The organism is Variovorax sp. AC194, from assembly GCF_979257995.1.
In genome coordinates this window covers 3,762,275-3,783,476 of record NZ_OZ409823.1, presented here as the reverse complement: position 1 = coordinate 3,783,476, position 21,202 = coordinate 3,762,275, and the positions used below count along the sequence as shown (strand labels likewise).

Annotated in this window: 10 protein-coding genes; 7 read left to right on the top strand and 3 right to left on the bottom strand. The window is 69.2% G+C overall.

Translation table 11 applies throughout. The annotated features are described in order from the left end of the window. Window positions 1-78: 78 nt before the first annotated feature. The 7 genes from glgB to ACZYRS_RS17965 all read left to right on the top strand — a co-directional run bounded on the left by glgB (window position 79) and on the right by ACZYRS_RS17965 (window position 17,415). The gene (gene glgB / locus ACZYRS_RS17995; protein WP_463420340.1) at window positions 79-1,971 is read left to right on the top strand and encodes a 1,4-alpha-glucan branching protein GlgB; all 1,893 of its coding nucleotides are present in this window, start codon (window positions 79-81) and stop codon (window positions 1,969-1,971) included. Then, a complete protein-coding gene (locus tag ACZYRS_RS17990; RefSeq protein ID WP_463420339.1) occupies window positions 1,971-4,037 on the top strand; it encodes an alpha-1,4-glucan--maltose-1-phosphate maltosyltransferase in 2,067 nt (688 codons plus the stop codon). Before glgB ends, ACZYRS_RS17990 begins: the two co-directional genes overlap by 1 nt. A 19-nt stretch (window positions 4,038-4,056) precedes the next feature. After that, on the top strand, window positions 4,057-7,368 hold the full coding sequence (gene treS, locus ACZYRS_RS17985; RefSeq protein ID WP_463420338.1) for a maltose alpha-D-glucosyltransferase: 3,312 nt from the start codon (window positions 4,057-4,059) through the stop codon (window positions 7,366-7,368). Window positions 7,369-7,410: 42 nt separating this feature from the next. After that, entirely contained in the window at window positions 7,411-8,157 is a 747-nt protein-coding gene (locus ACZYRS_RS17980; RefSeq protein ID WP_463420337.1) for a mechanosensitive ion channel family protein, read from the top strand. A gap of 63 nt (window positions 8,158-8,220) precedes the next feature. Continuing rightward, window positions 8,221-10,383 carry a glycogen debranching protein GlgX gene (gene glgX, locus ACZYRS_RS17975; protein WP_463420336.1) on the top strand — a complete coding sequence of 721 codons (2,163 nt, stop codon included), beginning with the start codon at window positions 8,221-8,223 and terminating at the stop codon, window positions 10,381-10,383. Further along, on the top strand, window positions 10,380-12,218 hold the full coding sequence (treZ, locus tag ACZYRS_RS17970) for a malto-oligosyltrehalose trehalohydrolase (protein ID WP_463420335.1): 1,839 nt from the start codon (window positions 10,380-10,382) through the stop codon (window positions 12,216-12,218). The genes glgX and treZ overlap by 4 nt, the downstream gene beginning before the upstream one ends. After that, window positions 12,208-17,415, top strand: a complete 5,208-nt coding sequence (locus ACZYRS_RS17965; RefSeq protein ID WP_463420334.1) for a malto-oligosyltrehalose synthase — start codon at window positions 12,208-12,210, stop codon at window positions 17,413-17,415. The genes treZ and ACZYRS_RS17965 overlap by 11 nt, the downstream gene beginning before the upstream one ends. On the opposite strand, the gene ctaD is transcribed toward ACZYRS_RS17965, so the two are convergent. From ctaD to ACZYRS_RS17950, 3 genes are read right to left on the bottom strand one after another with little or no spacing between them, the layout of a single operon-like run. After that, window positions 17,381-19,879 carry a cytochrome c oxidase subunit I gene (ctaD, locus tag ACZYRS_RS17960; protein ID WP_463420333.1) on the bottom strand — a complete coding sequence of 833 codons (2,499 nt, stop codon included), beginning with the start codon at window positions 19,877-19,879 and terminating at the stop codon, window positions 17,381-17,383. The genes ACZYRS_RS17965 and ctaD overlap by 35 nt on opposite strands. Continuing rightward, window positions 19,876-20,811, bottom strand: a complete 936-nt coding sequence (coxB, locus tag ACZYRS_RS17955; RefSeq protein ID WP_463420332.1) for a cytochrome c oxidase subunit II — start codon at window positions 20,809-20,811, stop codon at window positions 19,876-19,878. Before coxB ends, ctaD begins: the two co-directional genes overlap by 4 nt. Then, entirely contained in the window at window positions 20,808-21,188 is a 381-nt protein-coding gene (locus ACZYRS_RS17950; protein WP_463420331.1) for a c-type cytochrome, read from the bottom strand. The genes coxB and ACZYRS_RS17950 overlap by 4 nt, the downstream gene beginning before the upstream one ends. Window positions 21,189-21,202 lie beyond the last annotated feature (14 nt).

Sequence of the window (21,202 nt, the reverse complement as noted above, 5' to 3'; positions counted from 1 at the left end):
CCGCAAATTGGTGGCAGCCATGCGGAGGCCAGCGTCGTTCCTTGAACAACCGTTCCGCGGGCCCCATCAAGGAACGCCGTGCCGCTGAACCATTCATCGCTGGACGATCGAGACGCTTACCTGTTCCGTGAAGGAACGCATTCCCGCCTGTACGACGTGCTGGGGTGCCACCCCGGCGGAGAAGCCGGCGGCGCGCACTTCGCCGTCTGGGCGCCGAACGCCGAATCGGTGTCGGTGGTGGGAGACTGGAACTATTGGTCCGGCGACGCCGACCCGCTGCAACCCAGCCCCGACGGCACCGGCATCTGGCGCGGGCACGTGCCGAACGCCGCCATCGGCCAGGCCTACAAGTACCGTATCCGTTCGCGCCACAACGGCTACACGGTGGACAAGGCCGACCCGGTCGCGTTCGCCGCCGAGCCGCCGCCCGCGACCGCGTCGCGCATCTGCGAACTCTCCTACGAATGGGGCGATGCGGAGTGGATGGCCAACCGGGGCCCGCGCAACGCGCTCGATGCGCCGCAGTCGGTCTACGAGGTGCACCTGGGCTCATGGCGCCGCAAGGACGGCCACTTCCTCGGCTACCGCGAGCTCGCGCACCAATTAGCCGAGTACGTGACGAAGATGGGCTTCACGCACGTGGAGCTCATGCCGGTGACCGAGCATCCGTTCTACGGTTCCTGGGGCTACCAGACCACCGGCTACTTCGCACCCACCTCGCGCTTCGGCTCGCCGCAGGACTTCATGTACCTGGTCGATCACCTGCACCAGCAGGGCATCGGCGTGCTGCTGGACTGGGTGCCTTCGCACTTTCCGACCGACGAGCACGGCCTGGGCTACTTCGACGGCACGCACCTCTACGAGCACGCCGATCCGCGCCAGGGCTTCCACCCCGAGTGGAGCTCCAGCATCTTCAACTACGGCCGCGCGGAGGTGCGCAGCTTTCTCGTGTCGTCGGGGCTCTTCTGGCTGAACCTCTACCACCTCGACGGCCTCAGGGTGGATGCGGTCGCCTCGATGCTCTACCTGGACTACGCGCGCAAGCACGGCGAATGGATTCCCAACCGCCACGGCGGCCGCGAGAACCTGGAGGCGATCGACTTTCTGCAGACGCTGAACCGCGCCGTCTACCGCGAGCACCCCGACACCGTCACCGTGGCCGAGGAATCGACCGCCTGGCCGCGCGTCTCGCGGCCCACCGACATGGACGGCCTGGGCTTCGGCGAGAAATGGAACATGGGCTGGATGCACGACACGCTGGCCTACATGAAAGAGGACCCGGTCAACCGCAAGTACCACCACCACAAGCTGACCTTCTCGCTGGTGTATGCCTTCCACGAGAACTTCGTGCTGCCGCTCTCGCACGACGAAGTGGTGCACGGCAAGGGCTCGCTCATCAACAAGATGCCCGGGGACACGTGGCAGCAGTTCGCCAACCTGCGCGCGCTCTACGGCTTCATGTGGGCGCACCCGGGCAAGAAGCTGCTCTTCATGGGCGGCGAGTTCGGCCAGCGCCGCGAGTGGACGCACGACGGCGAACTCGAATGGTGGGTGTGCGAGCAAGAGGGGCACGGCGGCGTGCAGCGGCTGGTGGCGCAACTCAATCGCGTGTACCGCGGCGCGCCCGCGCTGCACCAGCTGGACTTCTCCTCCGCGGGCTTCGAGTGGGTCACCGCCGACGACGAGGCCATGAGCGTCTTCGCCTTCTTGCGCAAGGCCGGCGACGGCAGTCCGCCGCTTCTCGTGGTGAGCAACATGACCCCTGTGCCGCGCACCAACTACCTGCTCGGCGTGCCGCTGGGCGGCCACTGGCGCGAGGTGATCAACACCGACGCCGCGGAGTTCGGCGGCTCGGGCTGGGGCAATTTCGGGGGCGTCGAGGCGGCGCCCGTGCGTTCCCACGGACACAGGCAATCGGTGTGCATCACCTTGCCGCCTTTGTCCACGCTGATCCTGGAGCACCGGCCCTGATGAAGAACATTTTCTCGACGAAGACCGCCTCCGCCGCGGCCACCGACGGCGCCACGGGCGCCGACATCCAGCAGGCCGACGGCGCCGTCCGCGCGGTCATCGACGCGGTGCTGCCGTGCGTGGACAACGGGCGCTTTCCCGTGAAGTGCGTGGCCGGCGAACGCGTCACGGTGCGCGCGCATTGCTTCACCGACGGGCACGACGTGCTGCGGGTGCAGCTGTGCTGGCGCGCGCAAGAGCAGAAGGACTTTCGCGAAGTGCCGATGAAGCCGCTCGTGAACGACGTGTGGGAGGCCGCGTTCTCCCCGCCGTCGCTCGGGCGCTACGTCTACACCGTGGTGGCGTGGGTCGATCCGTTCGAGTCGTGGCGGCATGAGTTGACGCGGCGCGTCGACCCCGACGACGTGCGCATCGCCGCGCAGGTGGGCGCGCTGGAAATCGCCGCGGCCGCGGGGCGCGCCGAGGGCGCCGACCGCGCCGCGCTGCAGCGCTGGGCCACCGAGCTCGATGCGAGCGCGGCCAACCCGGGGTCGGACGTGGCCTCGCTGAAGGCGCTGGCGCTCGACGACGAATATGCCGAGCTCGCGCGCCGCCATCCCGACCGCCGGCATGCGGCGCGCTATCCCGTCGAGCTGCCGCTGGTGGCCGACCGCGAGCGCGCGCGCTTCAGCACCTGGTACGAGCTCTTTCCGCGCTCCACCGGCGAACCGGGCGTGCACGGCACGTTCAGCGACGTGGAGGCGCGCCTGCCGGCCATCGCCGCGATGGGCTTCGACGTGCTGTACTTTCCGCCGATCCACCCCGTCGGCCGCATGCAGCGCAAGGGGCCGAACAACGCGCTGCAGGCCGGCCCCGACGACGTGGGGAGCCCCTGGGCCATCGGCGCGGCCGAGGGCGGGCACAAGTCGATCCTGCCGGCGCTCGGCACCGCCGAAGACTTCCGCCACCTGCTCGCGCGAGCCGCAGAACATGGCCTGGAGATCGCGCTGGACATCGCCTTCCAGTGCGCCCCCGACCACCCCTACGTGAAGGCGCATCCCGACTGGTTCCGCTGGCGCCCCGACGGCACCGTGCAATACGCCGAGAACCCGCCCAAGAAGTACCAGGACATCTACCCCTTCAACTTCGAGTGCGAAGACTGGCGCGGCCTCTGGGCCGAACTCAAGAGCGTGTTCGATCACTGGATCGGGGAGGGCGTGCGCATCTTCCGCGTGGACAACCCGCACACCAAGGCCTTTCCGTTCTGGGAGTGGGTCATCGGCGAGGTCAAGCGCGAGCACCCCGACACCATCTTTTTGGCCGAGGCGTTCACCCGGCCGAAGGTGATGCACCGGCTCGCGAAGGCGGGCTTCTCGCAGTCGTACACCTACTTCACCTGGCGCAACACGAAGGAAGAGCTGCAGGAGTACTTCACCGAGCTCTCCAGCGGACCGGGCGCGGAGTACTTTCGCCCCAATGCCTGGCCCAATACGCCCGACATCCTGCACGAGCAGTTGCAGACCGGCGAGAGCGCCGTGTACATGTCGCGCCTCGTGCTGGCCGCCACGCTCGCGGCCAACTACGGCATCTACGGCCCGGCCTACGAGCTGCGCGAGCACCTGCCGCGCGGCCCTGCGAGCGAGGAGTACCTGGACTCCGAGAAGTACCAGCTGCGCCACTGGAACCACGACGATCCCGCGAGCCTTGCGCCCTTCATCGCGCGGGTGAACCGTATCCGCCGCGAGAACCCGGCGCTGCAGTGGGACCGGGGCCTGCGCTTCCTGCACGTGGACAACGACCAGCTGCTGGCCTATGCCAAGGCATCGCCCGACGGCAACAACGTGATCGTCACCGTCGTCAACCTCGACCCGCACAACGCGCAATGGGGCTGGGTCGGGCTGGAGCCCGCGAGCGTGGGCGTCAAGGGCGGGCAGGCGTTCCAGATGCACGACCTCCTGAGCGACCAGCGCTTCGTGTGGCAGGGCGACTGGCACTACGTGCGCCTGGACCCCCACAGCGTGCCCGCGCACATCTTCGTGGTCCGCCGCCGCCATGGCGACGAGCGCGACTTCGACTACTTCCTATAACAAAGAAGGTGATTCGCACATGAACGCACCCGTCTCCCACATCGCGCTGGAAACCGTCGAGATCGACAACAGCGACGATCCGCTGTGGTACCGCGACGCGGTGATCTACCAGCTCAACGTCAAGGCCTTCTTCGACTCCAACAACGACGGCATGGGCGACTTCCGGGGCGTCACCGCCAAGCTCGACTATGTGAAGGAGCTGGGCGTCAACACCATCTGGCTCATGCCGTTCTATCCGTCGCCGCTGCGCGACGACGGCTACGACATCTCCGAGTACGAGGACGTGCACCCGCAGTACGGCACGCTGGACGACTTCCGCGAGATGCTGGCCGAGGCGCACAAGCGGGGCCTGCGCGTGATCACCGAGCTGGTCATCAACCACACCTCGAACGAGCACCCGTGGTTCAAGGCCGCGCGCCTGGCGCCGCCCGGTTCGCCCGAGCGCGACTTCTATGTGTGGAGCGACACCGACCAGATCTACCAGGGCACGCGGATCATCTTCACCGACACCGAAACCTCCAACTGGACCTGGGACCCGGTGGCCAAGCAGTACTTCTGGCACCGCTTCTTCAGCCACCAGCCGGACCTGAATTTCGACAACCCGGCGGTGATGGAGGCGATCCTCAAGACGATGAAGTTCTGGCTCGACATGGGCGTGGACGGCTTCCGGCTGGACGCCATTCCGTATCTCGTGGAGCGCGACGGCACCAGCAACGAGAACCTGCCCGAGACGCACGCGGTGATCAAGCGGCTGCGCGCGGCCATCGATGCGCAGTACAAGAACCGGTTCCTGCTGGCCGAGGCCAACATGTGGCCCGAGGACGTGCGCGAATATTTCGGCGACGGCGACGAGTGCCACATGGCGTACCACTTCCCGCTGATGCCGCGGATGTACATGGCCATCGCGCAGGAAGACCGGCACCCGATCGTGGAAATCATGGCGCAGACGCCCGACATTCCCGAGGGCTGCCAGTGGGCGATTTTTCTGCGCAACCACGACGAGCTCACGCTGGAGATGGTGACCAGCAAGGAGCGCGACTACATGTACACCATGTACGCGGCCGACACGCGCGCGCGCATCAACCTGGGCATCCGCCGGCGCCTGGCGCCGCTGATGGAAAACGACCTGGACCGCGTCAAGCTCATGAACGGCATGCTGCTGTCGATGCCGGGCTCGCCCATCATCTATTACGGCGACGAGATCGGCATGGGCGACAACGTGTTCGTGGGCGACCGCAACGGCGTGCGCACGCCCATGCAGTGGAGCCCCGACCGCAACGCCGGGTTCTCCCGCGCCGACCCGCAGCGCCTGTACCTGCAGCCGATCATGGACCCGATGTTCGGCTACGAGGCGCTCAACGTGGAGACGCAGACGCGCGACAGCAGCTCGCTCCTGAACTGGACCAAGCGCATGCTCGCGGTGCGCAAGACCAGCCATGCCTTCGGGCGCGGCAAGCGGCGGTTCCTGAAACCGGGCAACCGCAAGATCCTCGCGTATTTGAGCGAGCACGACGGCGACGTGATCCTCACGGTGTTCAACCTCTCGCGCGCCGCGCAGCCGGTGGAGCTGGACCTCTCGGAGTTCAAGGGGTTCGTGCCGATCGAGATGCTGGGCCGCGCGCCGTTTCCGCCGATCGGCGAGTTGCCGTACCTGCTCACGCTGTCGTCGTACGGCTTCTACTGGTTCAAGCTCACGGCCGAGGCCGATGCGCCCAGCTGGCACGAGCAGGGCGTGGCGCTGCAGGAGTGGCCCACGCTGGTGCTGTTCGACGGGTGGACCAGCTTCTTCCGCGAGCGCGTGATGCCCTGGCGTATCGGCATGTCCGAGCGCATGCGCAACCAGTTCGAGCTGGAGACGCTGCCGCGCCACATCGAGATCCAGCGCTGGTACGCGTCCAAGGGCACCGCCATCCAGCGCGCGCGACTGGTCGACCACGCGGTGTGGGAGGCCAACGGCCAGAGCTGGCTGCTGCCGCTGCTCGACCTGGACGGCCCGCCCGGCGGCGCGACCTACTTCATGCCGCTCGCGCTCGCCTGGGAAGAGCGCGACGAAGAGCGCATGGCCGGCGTGGCGCAGGCCGCCATCGCCCGCATCCGCCAGCAGGCGCAGGTGGGGCTCATGGGCGATGCCTTCTACGACGAGGCCTTCTGCCGCGAGTTGGTGCGCATCATCGGCCGGGGCGCCGAACTGCCCACCGCCAACGGCAAGCTGGTCTTCAGGCCGACGGCCGCGTTTGCCCAGGTGGCCGTGGACATCGACGCGTTGCCGGTCGGCCGCCCGAGCGGCGTGAGCAGCAACACGGTGGTCACGCTGAACGAAACCTTGTTCCTCAAGGGCTATCGCCATGTGCGCGAGGGCATCAACCCCGAGCTGGAGATGGGCCGCTTCCTCACCGAGGTGGCGCGCTATCCGAACTGCGTGCCGGTGCTCGGCGCGCTCGAATACATGACCAACGACGGCCGCACCATGACGCTCGCGATGGTGCAGAGCTACATGGCCAACCAGGGCGACGGCTGGGACTACACGCTGGGGTACCTGGAGCGGTTCCTGCGCGACGTGGCCACCACCGACGGCAGCGCGCCCGACGGGCCCGAAGTGGCCGACGTGCACGGCGGCTTCCTCGCGCTCATGGCCACGCTGGGGCGGCGCACGGCCGAGCTGCACCATGCGCTCGCCGCGCGCACCGGCGCCGCGGCCTTCGACCCCGAGCCGCTGGCGACCGCCGATTTCGCGGGCTTCAAGACGCATGCGGCCAGCGACGCCACGGCCACGCTCGCGCTGCTGCGCGAACGCATCGAGCTGCTGCCGCCGGCCGCGCAGGCCGACGGGCGCACGCTGCTCGCCGCGGCCGATGCACTGCAGGCGGGCATCGCATCGCGCCATCCGGTCGAAGGCGCCGGCATCAAGACGCGCTACCACGGCGATTACCACCTGGGCCAGGTGCTGGTGAAGGACAACGACTTCGTCATCATCGACTTCGAGGGCGAGCCCGCGCGCACCTTCGAGGAGCGCCGCACCAAGAGCTCGCCGCTGCGCGACGTGGCGGGCATGCTGCGCTCGTTCAACTATGCGCGCTGGTCGGCGCTGCGCCGGGTGGCGCAGAGTCCCGACGAGGCCGAGCGGCTCGCTGCCCCGGCCATCGCCTGGGAGCGCGCCACGCGCGACGCCTTCCTGGCCGGCTACGGCGACGCCGTGGACACCGAACTGCTCGCGCTGTTCGAGCTGGAGAAGGCGCTCTACGAGCTGCGCTACGAACTGAACAACCGCACCGACTGGGCGCAGGTTCCGCTGCACGGCGTGCTCGCGCTGATCCAGCCGGCGCGCGCCTGACCCGACCCGACCTGACGAAACGACATCGAGGAACAACGCACCATGGAAAATTTCGGCATTCACCTGGAGCCGCTGCGCGCCATCCTCTACCAGGTCGGCGCATTCATCCCGCGCCTGCTGATCGGGGTGGTGGTGGTCATCGTCGGCTGGCTCGTCGCCAAGGCGGCCCGCTTCGCGGTGACCAAGGCGCTGCGCGCCATCAACTTCAACGTGCTCACCGAGCGCGCGGGCCTGGACAACTTCCTGCGCCAGGGCGGCCTGGCGGGCGACACGAGCAGCCTCTTCGGCATCCTGACCTACTGGCTGGTGATCCTGGCGTCGCTCCTCATTGCCTTCAACGGCATGGGGCTGAGCTACATCGCGGACCTCTTGGGCCGCATCGTCTGGTTCGTGCCGAACGTGTTCGTGGCGCTGCTGGTGCTGGCCTTCGGCTCGTACTTCGCGCGCTTCGTGGGCGAGGCGGTGGCCAGCTATTTCCGCGGCGTGAAGATGCAGGACGCCGTGCTCTTCGGCAAGGTCGCGCAGTACGCGGTGATGGCCTTCGTGATCCTGATCGCGCTCGACCAGATCAAGGTGGGCGGCGACATCGTGCGCGAGAGTTTCCTGGTGATCCTGGCGGGCGTGGTTTTTGCGTTGGCTCTGGCATTCGGGCTCGCAGGAAAGGACTGGGCCAAGGCACAGATCGAGCGCTGGTGGCCCCGGCAGATCAAGGACGGCAAGGCCCCCACGCCCGGGGTTACGCCCGTCGGCACCCCCCCGCGGTTCGACAACGACCGTCCGCCACGTTGAAGAACAAACGAATGAATGGATGAATGAATTGCTGCAAGAACGACTGAAACACCGGCGCGCCGAATGACACGAAAAACCAATCCAACGATCACGGCCGTCTGGCCCGGCCGCCCTTATCCGCGCGGCGCCACCTGGGACGGGGCGGGCGTGAACTTCGCGCTGTTCTCCCAGCACTCCACCAAGGTGGAGCTGTGCCTCTTCGACGAGCGCGGCCGCCAGGAGCTGCAGCGCATTCCGATGCGCGAGCGCACCGACGGCGTGTGGCACTGCTACCTGCCCGAGGCGCGCCCGGGGCAGGCCTACGGCTACCGCGTGCACGGCCCCTACAAGCCGGAAGAGGGCCATCGCTTCAACCCGCACAAGCTCCTGCTCGATCCCTACGCGAAAGACCTGGTGGGAGATCTTCGCTGGGGCGACGCGCTCTACGGTTACACCGTCGGCAGCAAGCGCGAAGACCTCTCGTTCGACCGCCGTGACAGCGCGCCGCTCATGCCCAAGGGCCGCGTGCTGGAGACCGCCTTCACCTGGGGCGACGACCGCCGTCCCTCGGTACCGTGGCAGGACATGGTGATCTACGAGATGCACGTGCGCGGCTTCACCATGACGCACCCCGACGTGCCGCCCGAGCTGCGCGGCACCTATGCGGCGCTGGGCTGCGCGCCGGTGGTCGATTACCTCAAGCGCCTGGGCGTGACCACCGTCGAGCTGCTGCCTGTGCACAGTTTCCTCAACGACCGGCACCTGGCCGAGAAGGGCCTGCAGAACTACTGGGGCTACAACACCTTCGGCTACTTCGCCCCCGAAATGCGCTACAGCGCCTCGGGCAAGGTGAAGGAGTTCAAGACCATGGTCAAGACACTGCATTCCGCGGGCATCGAGGTGATCCTGGACGTGGTCTACAACCACACCTGCGAGGGCAACCAGCTCGGGCCGACGCTCTCGATGCGCGGGGTGGACAACGCCTCGTACTACATCGTCAACGCGGACAACCGCCGTTACTACGACGACTTCACCGGCTGCGGCAACACCGTGAACCTGGAGCATCCGCACGCGCTGCAGCTGGTGATGGATTCGCTGCGCTACTGGGCCGAGGAGATGCACGTCGATGGCTTCCGCTTCGACCTGGCCTCGGCGCTCGCGCGCGAATCGGGCAAGGTGGAAAACCTGGGCGGCTTCTTCGATGCGATCCGGCAGGACCCCACGCTCAACCGCGTGAAGCTCATCGCCGAGCCCTGGGACCTGGGCCACGGCGGCTACCAGGTGGGCAATTTCCCGCTCGGCTGGGCCGAGTGGAACGACCAGTACCGCGACGGCCTGCGCGGTTTCTGGAAGGGCGACGGCGGGCTCATCGGCGAGGTGGCCAAGCGCGTCACCGGCTCCGAGGACCTGTACGGCTGGTCGGGCAAGCGGCCCAGCGCCAGCATCAACTTCATCACCGCGCACGACGGCTTCACGCTGCACGACCTGGTCTCCTACAACGACAAGCACAACGAGGCCAACGGCGAGGACAACCGCGACGGCAACAGCCACAACGTGTCGTGGAACTGCGGCGTCGAGGGGCCGACCGACGACCCCGAGGTGGTCACGCTGCGCGAGCGCCAGAAGCGCAACCTGCTGGCCACGCTCTTGCTCTCGCAGGGCGTGCCGATGCTGCTGGCGGGCGACGAGCGCGGCCACACGCAGCAGGGCAACAACAACGTCTACTGCCAGGACAACGAACTGGGCTGGCTCGACTGGACGCCCACGCCCGAGCGCCTGGCGCTCGCGACCTTCGTGGAGCGCGTGATCGCGCTGCGCCGCGCGCACCCGTCGTTCCGGCGCCGCACCTTCTTTGCGGGCAAGCCGGCCGAAGGCGAGACGGTCACCGACGTGTATTGGCTCAAGCCCGACGGCGCCGAAATGCAGCCGGAGGACTGGAACGACAGCAACGCCCGCTGCATCGCGATGTACATCCCCGGCGGCGGCATCGCCGACCGCGGGCCGCGCGGCGAGGTGCAGCACGACGACGACTTCCTGGTGCTGATGAACGCCCACCACGACGAGATCGCCTTCACGCTGCCGCCGATGCCGCACGGCGCCTGGCGGCTGCTGGTGGACACCGCGAGCAATTCGCCACCGCCCACCACCGAGGACGCTGCGTCGCTCGCGCCGGCGTGGGGCGAGGCGGCCTATCCGCTGCAGTGCCGCTCGCTCGTGGTGATGAGCCGGCCGGACGTGCGGCCATGAGCGCCCGTTCGCATCGCATGCCGTTCGGCGCCACGGCGCGGGCTGAAGGCGTGGCGTTCGCGCTCTGGGCGCCCTCCGCGGAAACCATCGTGCTCGAACACCGATCCGCGTCACTGCCGATGACGCGCGAAGGCGGCTGGCATCGCCTGACGGTGCCCGATGCGAAGCCCGGCGACAGCTACAGCTACCGGCTCGCGGACGGCACGCGCGTGCCCGACCCGGCCTCGCGCTTCAACCCCGACGACGTGCACGGCCCGAGCGTGGTGACCGACCCGGCGCGCTTCGCATGGACCGACGATGCCTGGCGCGGCCGGCCGTGGGAAGAGGCGGTGGTCTACGAACTGCACATCGGCACCTTCACCGAGGAGGGCAGCTTCAATGCCGCGCGCGAGCGGTTGGCCGCGCTCGCCGAGCTCGGCATCACCGCCATCGAGCTCATGCCGCTTGCGGACTTTCCGGGTCGCCGCAACTGGGGCTACGACGGCGTGCTGCAGTTCGCGCCCGATGCCTCCTACGGCACACCGGACGAGCTGAAGGCGCTGGTGGACACCGCCCATTCGCTCGGGCTGATGGTGCTGCTGGACGTGGTCTACAACCACTTCGGCCCGGAGGGCAACTACCTGCATGCCTACTGCCCGGAGTTCTTCAACGCGGGGCACAAGACGCCCTGGGGTTCCGCGATCAACTTCGACGGACCGGGCGCGCGCACGGTGCGCGATTTCTTCATCCACAACGCGCTCTACTGGATCGAGGAGTTCCGCTTCGACGGCCTGCGCATGGACGCGATCCACGCCATCCACGACGAGACACAGCCGCACATCGTGCGCGAGATCCGCGAGGCGATCGACGCGGGCCCCGCGCGCGAGCGCCACGTGCACCTGGTGCTGGAGAACGACACCAACCAGTCTTCGATGCTGATGCGCGACGGCCGCGGCCTGCCCGTGGCCGGCACCGCGCAGTGGAACGACGACCTGCACCACGCGGTGCACGTGCTGGCCACCGGCGAGCGCGACGGCTACTACGCCGACTATGCCGACGACCCGGTGTGCCGCTTCGCGCTGGCGCTGGCCGAGGGCTTCATCTACCAGGGGCAGCCCTCGGCGTTCCGCCAGGGCGAGCGGCGCGGCGAGCCGAGCACGCGACTGCCGCCGCAGGCCTTCGTGTCGTTCCTGCAGACGCACGACCAGGTGGGCAACCGCGCGTTCGGCGAGCGCATCCACGCGCTGGGCGACCCGGTGCCGGTGCGCGCGGCCATGGCGTGCCTCTTGCTGTCGCCGCATGTGCCGATGCTGTTCATGGGCGACGAGTTCGCGGCCTCCACGCCGTTCCAGTATTTTTGCGACTTCGGGCCCGACCTGGCGGCCGCGGTGTCCGAAGGCCGGCGCTCGGAGTTCGGCGGGTTCGCGGCGTTCAAGGACGAAGCGGCCCGCGCGCGCATTCCGGACCCGAATGCCGAGGCGACTTTCCTCGCGTCGAAGCTGCGCTGGCGCGAGCGCGGAACGCGCGCGCATTTCTCTCGGCTCAGCGAGGTGCAGCATCTGCTGGGCCTGCGCCATCGCTACATCGTTCCGCGGCTCGCCGGCATGACAGGCGCGGGCATCTACCGCTGCGAGAACGACACGCTCCGGGTGCAATGGGACCTGGAGCCCGAGGCCGAGGGCGCGCCGCCGATGCGGCTGCACATGCTGGCCCATTTCGGCGCACAGCCGGCGCAGGGCATCGAGCTGCCGCCCGGCGAGGTGATCCACAGCGAGGGCGTGCAGGCGCACGACGACGCGCAGCAACTGGCGCGCGGTGCGGTGCATGTGACGCTGGAGGCCGTGCATGGTGAATGAGCCAAGACACGTCACTGGCGACCTGAGACAGCTTTGTGAACACCACGGCATCGCGACCGGTTACTTCGACGCTTTCGGCGTGCGGCAGGAGGCCGCCGCGCAGAGCCTGATCGCGCTGCTGGCCGAGTTCGGCGTGCGCCTGGACAGCGTGGCGGACGCGGGCCCAGCGCTCGACGTGGCACGCCGCGCGCAACGCGCCGAGGCGCTGCCGCCGGTGCTGGTGGTGCAGGCCGGGAGCGCCGCATGGTCGGTGCCCTTGCGCCTGCCCCTGTCGATGCGGCGCGTGCGCTGGCAACTCGGCGATGAGCAGGGGTGCGATCGGGAAGGCGAGATCGACGTCGATGCATTGGCCGAAACCGGCCGCGCAGAAAACGATGGTGCCGCACTGAGCGAGCGCACCTTGCGGATACCGCTAGCGCTCGAGGCGGGCTACCACCGGCTGCGCATCGAAGGCCTGCGCGGCGAAACGCTCGTGCTCGCCACGCCCGGGCGTTGCTACCGCCCGCCCGCGGTGCGCGACGGCGGGCGCGTCTGGGGCACCGCGGTGCAGCTGTACAGCCTGCGCTCGCCGCGCAACTGGGGCATCGGCGACTTCAGCGACCTGGAAGAACTGGCCGTGCAGATGGCCGCGCAGGGCGCCGACCTCATCGGCCTCAACCCGCTGCACGCGCTGTTCGCGAGCACGCCGCTGCACACGAGCCCTTACAGCCCGTCGTCGCGCCAGCAGCTCAACGTGCTCTACATCGACGTGGAGGCGGTGGAAGGTTTCGCGGAGTGCACGCCGGCCGTCGAGCGGGTGCGTTCGCCCGACTTCCAGGCGCGGCTCGCGGCCTTGCGCGCGACGCCGCTGGTGGACTACACCGGCGTTGCCGCGGCCAAGTTCGAAGTGCTGGAGATGCTGTTCGATGATTTCCGCGCACGGCATCTGCCGCCGGAGTCGGCGCCCGACGACACCGGCCGCGAGTTCCAGGCCTTCGTCGCGGAGCGCGGCGAGGCGCTGCGCCAGCACGCGCTGTTCGAAACGCTGCAGGCCCACTTTCTCGCCACCGAGGGCGGCGCATGGGACTGGCATGCCTGGCCCGATGCCTACCGCGACCCCGATTCGGCCGAGGTGACGGCCTTCGCGATCGCCAACGCCGAGCGCGTGCAGTACCACCAGTTCCTGCAATGGCTGGCCAGTCGCCAGCTGGCACGCGCCGCTGCGCGCTGCGATGCACTCGGCATGGGCGTGGGCCTCTACGTGGATCTGGCCGTTTCGGTCGAACGCGCGGGCTCCGACGTGTGGGGCGCGCAGCAGGTCTTTGCGGAGGGCGCCAGCGTCGGCGCGCCTCCGGACGAATTCAACCCCGCCGGCCAGCGCTGGGGCCTGCCGCCGCTGCGGCCGGACCGCCTGCGCGCGGACGGCTACCGCTTCTTCACCGAGACGCTGCGCGCCGGCATGCGCGGCGCGGGGGCGCTGCGCATCGACCATGTGATGGGCCTCATGCGCCTGTTCTGGATTCCGCCGGACCGCGATGCGACCGAGGGCGCCTACGTCTACTACCCGCTGGACGAGATGCTCGCCATCGTGGCGATCGAAAGCCACCGGCACCGCTGCATGGTGGTGGGCGAAGACCTTGGCACGGTCGAGGACGCGGTGCGCGATGCGCTCGCGAAGGCCGATGTGCTGTCGTACCGCCTGCTGTATTTCGAGAAGCAGCGGGACGGCGGTTTCAAGCCGCCCGAGACCTATCCGCCGGCCGCGCTGGTGGCGATCAGCACGCACGACCTCGCGACCTTCGCGGGCTGGTGGACCGCCAACGACCTGCGCGAGCGATTGGCGCTCGACCTGTTCCCCGACCCGGCCATCTTCGACAAGCAGCTCGCGGACCGGATGCAGGAGCGCATCGCGCTGATGCAGGCCTTGCAGCAGGCCGGGCTGGTGTCGCGCGAAGAAGTGGGGGAGGCCGCAGGTTTGGCCCTGCCGTCCGCCCGCATCGCCGAAGCGGCGCATGCCTTCCTGGCCACCGCGCCCTCGGCGCTGATGATGGTGCAGCTCGAGGACGTGGCCGGCGTGGTGGCGCAGGCCAACATGCCGGGCACGGTCGAACAGCACCCCAACTGGCGCCGCAAGCTGCCCGAGGCGACAACGGCATTGGCCGGCAGCGAGCGCATGCGCGGCATCGGCGAGGCCTTGCGCGCGGCGCGGCCGCGCCCGGTGGCAACCGCCGAGGGGAGCGCGCCGGCCGGCCTGCAGACCCGTGTGCCGCGTGCCACCTACCGGCTGCAGTTCCACAAGGACTTCGGCTTCGACGACGCGATCCGCGTGCTGCCGTACCTCGCCAAGCTCGGCGTGAGCCACGTGTACTGCTCGCCCATCCAGCGCGCCCGCGCGGGCAGCATGCACGGATACGACGTGGTCGCGCATGCCGAGGTCAACCCCGAGCTCGGCGGCGAGGAGGGCTTTGCGCGCTTCGTCGCGGCGCTCAAGGCCCACGGCCTCGGCCAGCTGCTGGACATGGTGCCCAACCACATGGGCGTGTTCGGCGCCGACAACGCCTGGTGGATGGACGTGCTGGAGAACGGCCCCGCCTCGCGCTACGCGCAGCACTTCGACATCGACTGGCAGCCGCTGAACGTCGAGCTCACCGGCAAGGTGCTGCTGCCGATCCTCGGCGTGCACTACGGCGAGGCGCTGGACAACGGCGAGCTGGTGCTGCGCTTCGAAGACGCCACCGGCAGTTTCGCCATCGGCTACTACGACCACCGCTTTCCGCTCGCGCCCGAGAGCTATCCGGCGGTGCTCGGACGCGCGCTCTCGCGGCTTGGCGATGGCACCGCGGCGGCGCGGCTCGCGAGCCTTGCCACCGCGTTCGGGCACCTGCCGCCGCGCGGCACGAGCGATCCGGAGGCGCAGGCCGAACGCGTGCGCGACAAGGAGCTGCTCAAGGCCCGGCTTGCGCGCCTGGCGCGGCAGCACCCCTCGGTCGCGCAGGCGCTCGTGGCCTCGGTGGCCGAACTGAACCTCGCCCAGCCCAACGCCCGCGACGCGCTGCACCGGCTCATCGAGGCGCAGGCCTACCGGCTCGCGCATTGGCGGGTGGCGGCGGACGAAATCAACTACCGCCGCTTCTTCGACATCAACGACCTCGCGGCCGTGCGCATGGAGCGCGACGAGGTGTTCGAGGCGACGCAATCTTTCGCGCTCGACCTTGCGGCTTCGGGCCTGGTGGACGGCCTTCGCATCGACCACCCCGACGGGCTCTACGACCCGGCGGCGTACTTCCGCCAGCTCCAGGAAGGCTACGCGCGCCGCGCGGGCCTCGTGCTGCCCACGCACGAGGCCGACGGCCGGCCCGCGCGGCCGCTGTACGTGGTGGCCGAGAAGATCGCCGGCGCGCACGAGGAAGTGCCCGACAGCTGGCATGTGCACGGCACCACCGGCTACCGATTCGCGAACGTGGCCAACGGCGTGCTGATCGACACCACCGCCGAGGCCGCCGTGGTGCACGCGTGGCAGCGCTTCACGGGCGAGATGGACGACTTCGCTTCGATCTGCCGCGCGGGCCGGCGTGAGGTGATGCGCAACGCGCTCTCATCGGAACTGAACGTGCTCTCCAGCGAACTGCTGCGCATCGCCCGGGCCGACCGCAGCACGCGCGACTACACGCTCAATGCGCTGCGGCGCGCGCTGGCCGAGGTCGCCGCGTGCATGCCGGTCTACCGCACCTACATCGTCGAAGGGCCTTCGGCGCAGGACGCGCGCTTCATCGACGAGGCCGTGAACGAGGCGGCGCGGCAGAGCGGCGATGCCGACCGGTCGATCTTCGATTTCGTGCGCAGCGCGCTGCGCGGGGCGGCCGTCGTGTCGGCGCCGCCGGCGCTGGGCGAGCGGGTGCGCCGCTTCGCGCTGCGCTTCCAGCAGTTCAGTGCGCCGGTGGCGGCCAAGGGCGTGGAAGACACGGCGTTCTACCGCTACTTTCCGCTGAGCGCGCTCAACGAAGTGGGCGGCGAACCGGATCTCTTCGGCATCGAGGTGGAGCAATTCCACGCGCTGAGCGCCGACCGCGCGCTGCGCTGGCCGCACACGATGCTGGCCACTTCGACGCACGACAACAAGCGCTCGGAAGATGTGCGCAACCGCATCGACGTGCTCTCCGAAATGCCCAACGAGTGGATGCTGGCGCTGACGCGCTGGCATGGCCTGTGCCGCGGCGCGCGCAAGAAGCTCGCGGGCGGGGAGGCGCCGTCGCGCGCCGACGAATACCTGCTGTACCAGACGCTGCTGGGCACCTTGCCGCTGGGCGGGCTCGATGCCGAAACGGCGCCCGGTTATGCCGACCGCCCCGGCTATGCCGACCGAATCTGGCAGTACATGCAGAAGGCCGCGCGCGAATCCAAGCTGCGCACGCGCTGGACCCAGCCCGATGCCGACTACGAAGCGGCGCTGGAGAACTTCGTGCGCGAGCTCCTGGCGCCCACCGCGGATGCGGAGGAGGAGGGCGCCTGCCTGCCGGGCATCCAGCGGCTGGCCGACCGGCTCGCGTGGTTCGGCGCATGGAACAGCCTCACGCTCACGCTGCTGAAATACGGCTCGCCGGGCGTGCCCGACCTGTACCAGGGCAGCGAGCTCATCGAGCTGAGCCTGGTCGATCCGGACAACCGGCGGCCGGTGGACTACGCGCTGCGGCAGCAACGGCTCGATGCGCTGCATGCGATGGCCGACGAAAACGGTCTTGCCGCGCGCGTGGGGGCGATGGCCCGGGCGCCGCACGATGGGGACGCGAAGCTCTGGTTCATCTGGCGGTTGCTGTCGCTGCGGCGCGCGCAGCCGTTGCTGTTCCGCGAGGGCAGCTACGAGCCGTTGACGGTCGAAGGGCCGCTGGCGAAGCATGTCGTGGCGTTCGCGCGCCGGCATGAAGGCCAGGTGCTGGTGGTCCTTGCGGGGCGGTTGTTCGTTGGGCTCTCGGGTGGCGGTGCCGATGAGGACGCCGCGCCCGCGCTGCCGGACGGGGCGACATGGAACGGCACGACGGTGCGCCTGCCTTCAGGGCTCGGTGCCACCACACTCGGCAATCTGCTGACTGGCGAAACCATCGCTGCCGAAGCCGGTGCCGTGCGCCTGACCGACGCCTTCCGCCACATGCCGTGGGCGGCGCTGGTCATCGGCACTTCGCCATTGATCAACCAAGCACCACCGGCACCAGCTGCACCGTGAGCGCGCCGATGAGGCCCTGCGCAGTGACGCAGTGCCACATCAGCGCGGTGTTGTCGAGCGTCGCGCGCGCCGCGGGCTGCAGCTTGCCGGTCCACGAGCGCGCGAGCACATAGCCGCCCATGAGCATCAGCACCGCGACGTGGAAGGCCTGGTAGCCGAGCAGCATGCCCACGGTCGCGCTCCACGCCTGGTCGCGCGGATCGAGGCCCGCCTTCCAGTGGCCCGTGAGCTCGAACCCGAGCGCGCACGCCGCGCAAAGCAGGGCGAACGCCGTCAGCAGCCGCACGGTGCCCTGGCCACCCTGTTTCAGCATGCGCACCGCCACCGCCATGCCGGCGGAGCCCAGCAGCAGCAACAGCATCGATGCGAGCGGCCAGCGCAGCGGCGGCAGCGCCGCGCCGGGCGGCGGGCACACCTCGGCGGCCATCGACAGGTGGATGTGCGCGAACAGGAAGGACACGAAGATCGTCATGTCCACCGCGATCAGCACGATCACCGCCCACCACGAATGCGATGCCCGTCCCGTGGCGCCCACGGGCAGCCGCACGCCGTGGCCGACATCGGCCGTGGCGGTGGGCGGCGGCTGGTCGGATTCCCAGAGCCAGCGCAGGATGGCGACGATCGCGAGCAGCCCGAAGGCGAAGGCGAGCACCGCCTGCGATGCGGTCAGCAGCAGGAAGAATCCGGCCGTGCCCACGGCCGCGACGACCGGCCACCAGCCATCGGTCGGCAGGCGCAGCAGGTGCAGGGGGCGCGCATCGCGCATGCTGGTGACGAGTGTTTCGCGTCCGCCGAAGACGGTGCCCGGCAACCAGTGCCGCCCGGCCTCGACCTCTTCGGGCAGCGCGGGCTCGCGCCACAGCGGATAGAGCGAATCCACCTCGGGAATGCTGCGCACGCCGTAGTCGCGCGGCGGCAGCCATTCGAGCGTGCCCGCGCCCCAGGGGTTGCCGTGGTCCTGCTCGGGGCGTCGCAGCGTGCGCGCCGCGTCGATGAAGAACAGCAGCACGCCCGCCGCGAGCACGAAGGCGCCCACGGTCGAGGCCATGTTGAGCCCGTTCCAGCCGAGATCGCCCGGGTAGGTGTAGATGCGGCGCGGCATGCCTATGAGGCCCGCGATGTGCATCGGAAAGAACGCGAGGTTGAAGCCGCCGAACATCAGCCCGAACACCCAGCGGCCCCAGCGCTCCGAGAGCCGGTGCCCGTTGAACACCGGCGCCCAGTAGTAGAAGCCCGCGAACACCGGAAACACCATGCCGCCGATCAACACGTAGTGCAGGTGGGCCACGATGAAATAGCTGTCGTGCGCCTGCCAGTCGAAGGGCAGCACCGCCACCATCACGCCCGTGAGCCCGCCCAGCACGAAGATGAAATGAAAGCCCAGCAGAAAGAGCGTGGGCGCATCGAGCGTGACGCGGCCGCGCCAGAAAGTGGCGATCCACGCGAACACCTGCATGCCGCTCGGAATCGCCACCATGAAGCTGGCCGCCGACACCACCACCATCGAGACGTTGCCCAGGCCCGTGGTGAACATGTGGTGCGCCCACAGCAGGAAGCTCACCACGCCCACGCCGATGAGCGCCATCACCACCGCGCGGTGGCCCACCAGTGGCGTGCGCGCGAGCGTGGCCACCATCACCGACACCATGCCGGCCGCGGGCAGGAAGATGATGTAGACCTCCGGATGCCCGAAGAACCAGAACAGGTGCTGCCACAGCACCGGGTCGCCGCCGCGCGCGGGAATGAAGAAGGGCCAGTCGAAGGCGCGCTCCAGTTCCAGCAGCGTGGTCGCCGCGATCACCGCCGGGAACGCGAACACGATCATCAGCGCGCTCACCAGCATGGCCCATGCGAACACCGGCATGCGCATGAGCGTCATGCCCGGCGCGCGCGTGAAGAGGATGCCGATGATCAGCTCGATGGCGCCCGCGATGGCCGAGATCTCGATGAAGCCGATGCCCAGCAGCCACCAGTCCGCGCCGCGGCCGGGCGAGAATTCCTTGCTCGTGAGCGGCGGGTACATGAACCAGCCGCCGTCGGGCGATTCGCCGAAGAAGATCGTGCAGAAGAACGCCAGGCCGCCGATCGCGTAGGCCCAGAACGCATAGGCCGAGAGCCGCGGAAACGGCAGGTCGCGCGCGCCCAGCATGCCCGGCAGCAGGTAGACCGCGATGGCTTCCACGATCGGCACCGCGAAGAGAAACATCATCACGGTGCCGTGCATCGTGAAGAGCTGGTTGTACGTCTGCGCGCCGATGAGGTCGTTGCCCGGCACGGCCAGCTGCGCACGCATCACCAGCGCGAGGATGCCCGCGAGCACGAAGAAGACCATCGCCGTCGCGATGTAGAAGACGCCGATGTGCGTGTTGTTGACCGCGGAGAAGAGGCGCCAGCCGCGCGGCGCGCGCCACGCGCGCTCGAGCGCTTCGCGTTCGCCTTCGGGGCGGTCGGTGGGTTGGGTCATTTCAGTTGGCCGAGCCATTCGGCGATGGATTGCAGCGTCGCCGCGTCGATGCGTTCGCCCGACGAGGGCATGCGCGCGCCGGGCTTGAGCTGCTGCGTGTGGGCGACCCACGCGGCGAGGTTCTCCGCGTCGTTGGGCACCGTGCCCGCGCCGAGATAAAGCCGGCTGCCGACGTGCGTGAGGTCGGGGCCGAGGCGGCTCTCTTCGCTCACGCCGCGCACCGTGTGGCAGGCGTTGCAGCGGTTCGCAAGGAAGGCCGCGCGGCCGCGTTCGATGCCGGGTGACGAAGGTGGCCCGGCAGGCTTGGCCTGTGCCGCGAGCCACGCATCGAACGCGGACGGCGCCTCGGCCACCACGTGCAGCGCCATGCGCGCATGCTGCTCGCCGCAGTATTCGGCGCACTGCCCGCGGTACGTGCCGGGCCGGTCGGCCTGCAGCAGCAGGTGCTGCACGCGGCCGGGCAGCATGTCCATCTTGCCGCCCAGCGCGGGCACCCAGAAGCTGTGGATCACGTCCGCGCTGCCCAGGCCGAAATACACGGGCCGCCCGACGGGAATGCGGATCTCGTTGGCGGTCGCGATCTCCGCGCCCGTGGCCGGATCGCGGTAGCGCACCTCCCACCACCACATGTGCGCGGTGATGCCGACGATGAGCGCGTCTTTCGGCGGCACGGCGCGCCATGTCGGCCGGTGCCACTCGCTGTACGCGAACAGCGCGGCCAGCACCACCACCGGAAAGACGACGCCGCCGCCGATCACCCAGAGGCGCGCGTTCAACGTGCCGGCGTGCCTGCGCGCCGCGAACGCGAGCAGCGCCATCACGCCGAGAAAGATCACCGCCGCGCCCGCGACCAGGAGGCCGGTGACGCCGAGCAGCGTGTCGGCGACCGGCCCCGCGGCCTGCAGTGCGGATTGCGAAGGCGCGTTGCTCATTCGAGCGCGAGCAGGTAGGCGGCCATGTCGCGCGCATCGGTGGGGGACACGCCCATGGCCGGCATCACGGTGCCGGGCACCAGCGCGGCGGGCGCCACGATCCAGTTCGCCAGGGTGTCCGGGCGGTTCGGCACCCGGCCGGCGATGTAGCTGCGCCGCCCGAAGGCGGTGAGCGGCGGGCCGGCCGCGCCCTGTGCGATCGGCACATCGGGAATCGCGTGGCAACTGCCGCACTGGTACTGCGCGAGCAGGCGCTGGCCGGCGATGCGTTGGGCCGAGGGCGCATTGCCGTAGGGCAGGTCGCGCTCGCCGAGTTCGCAGCCGCCCGCCAACGCGGCAAGCAAGAGGGTGGCGAGCGTGGCGGAAGGAACGGCCATGCGCGCATTCTGCG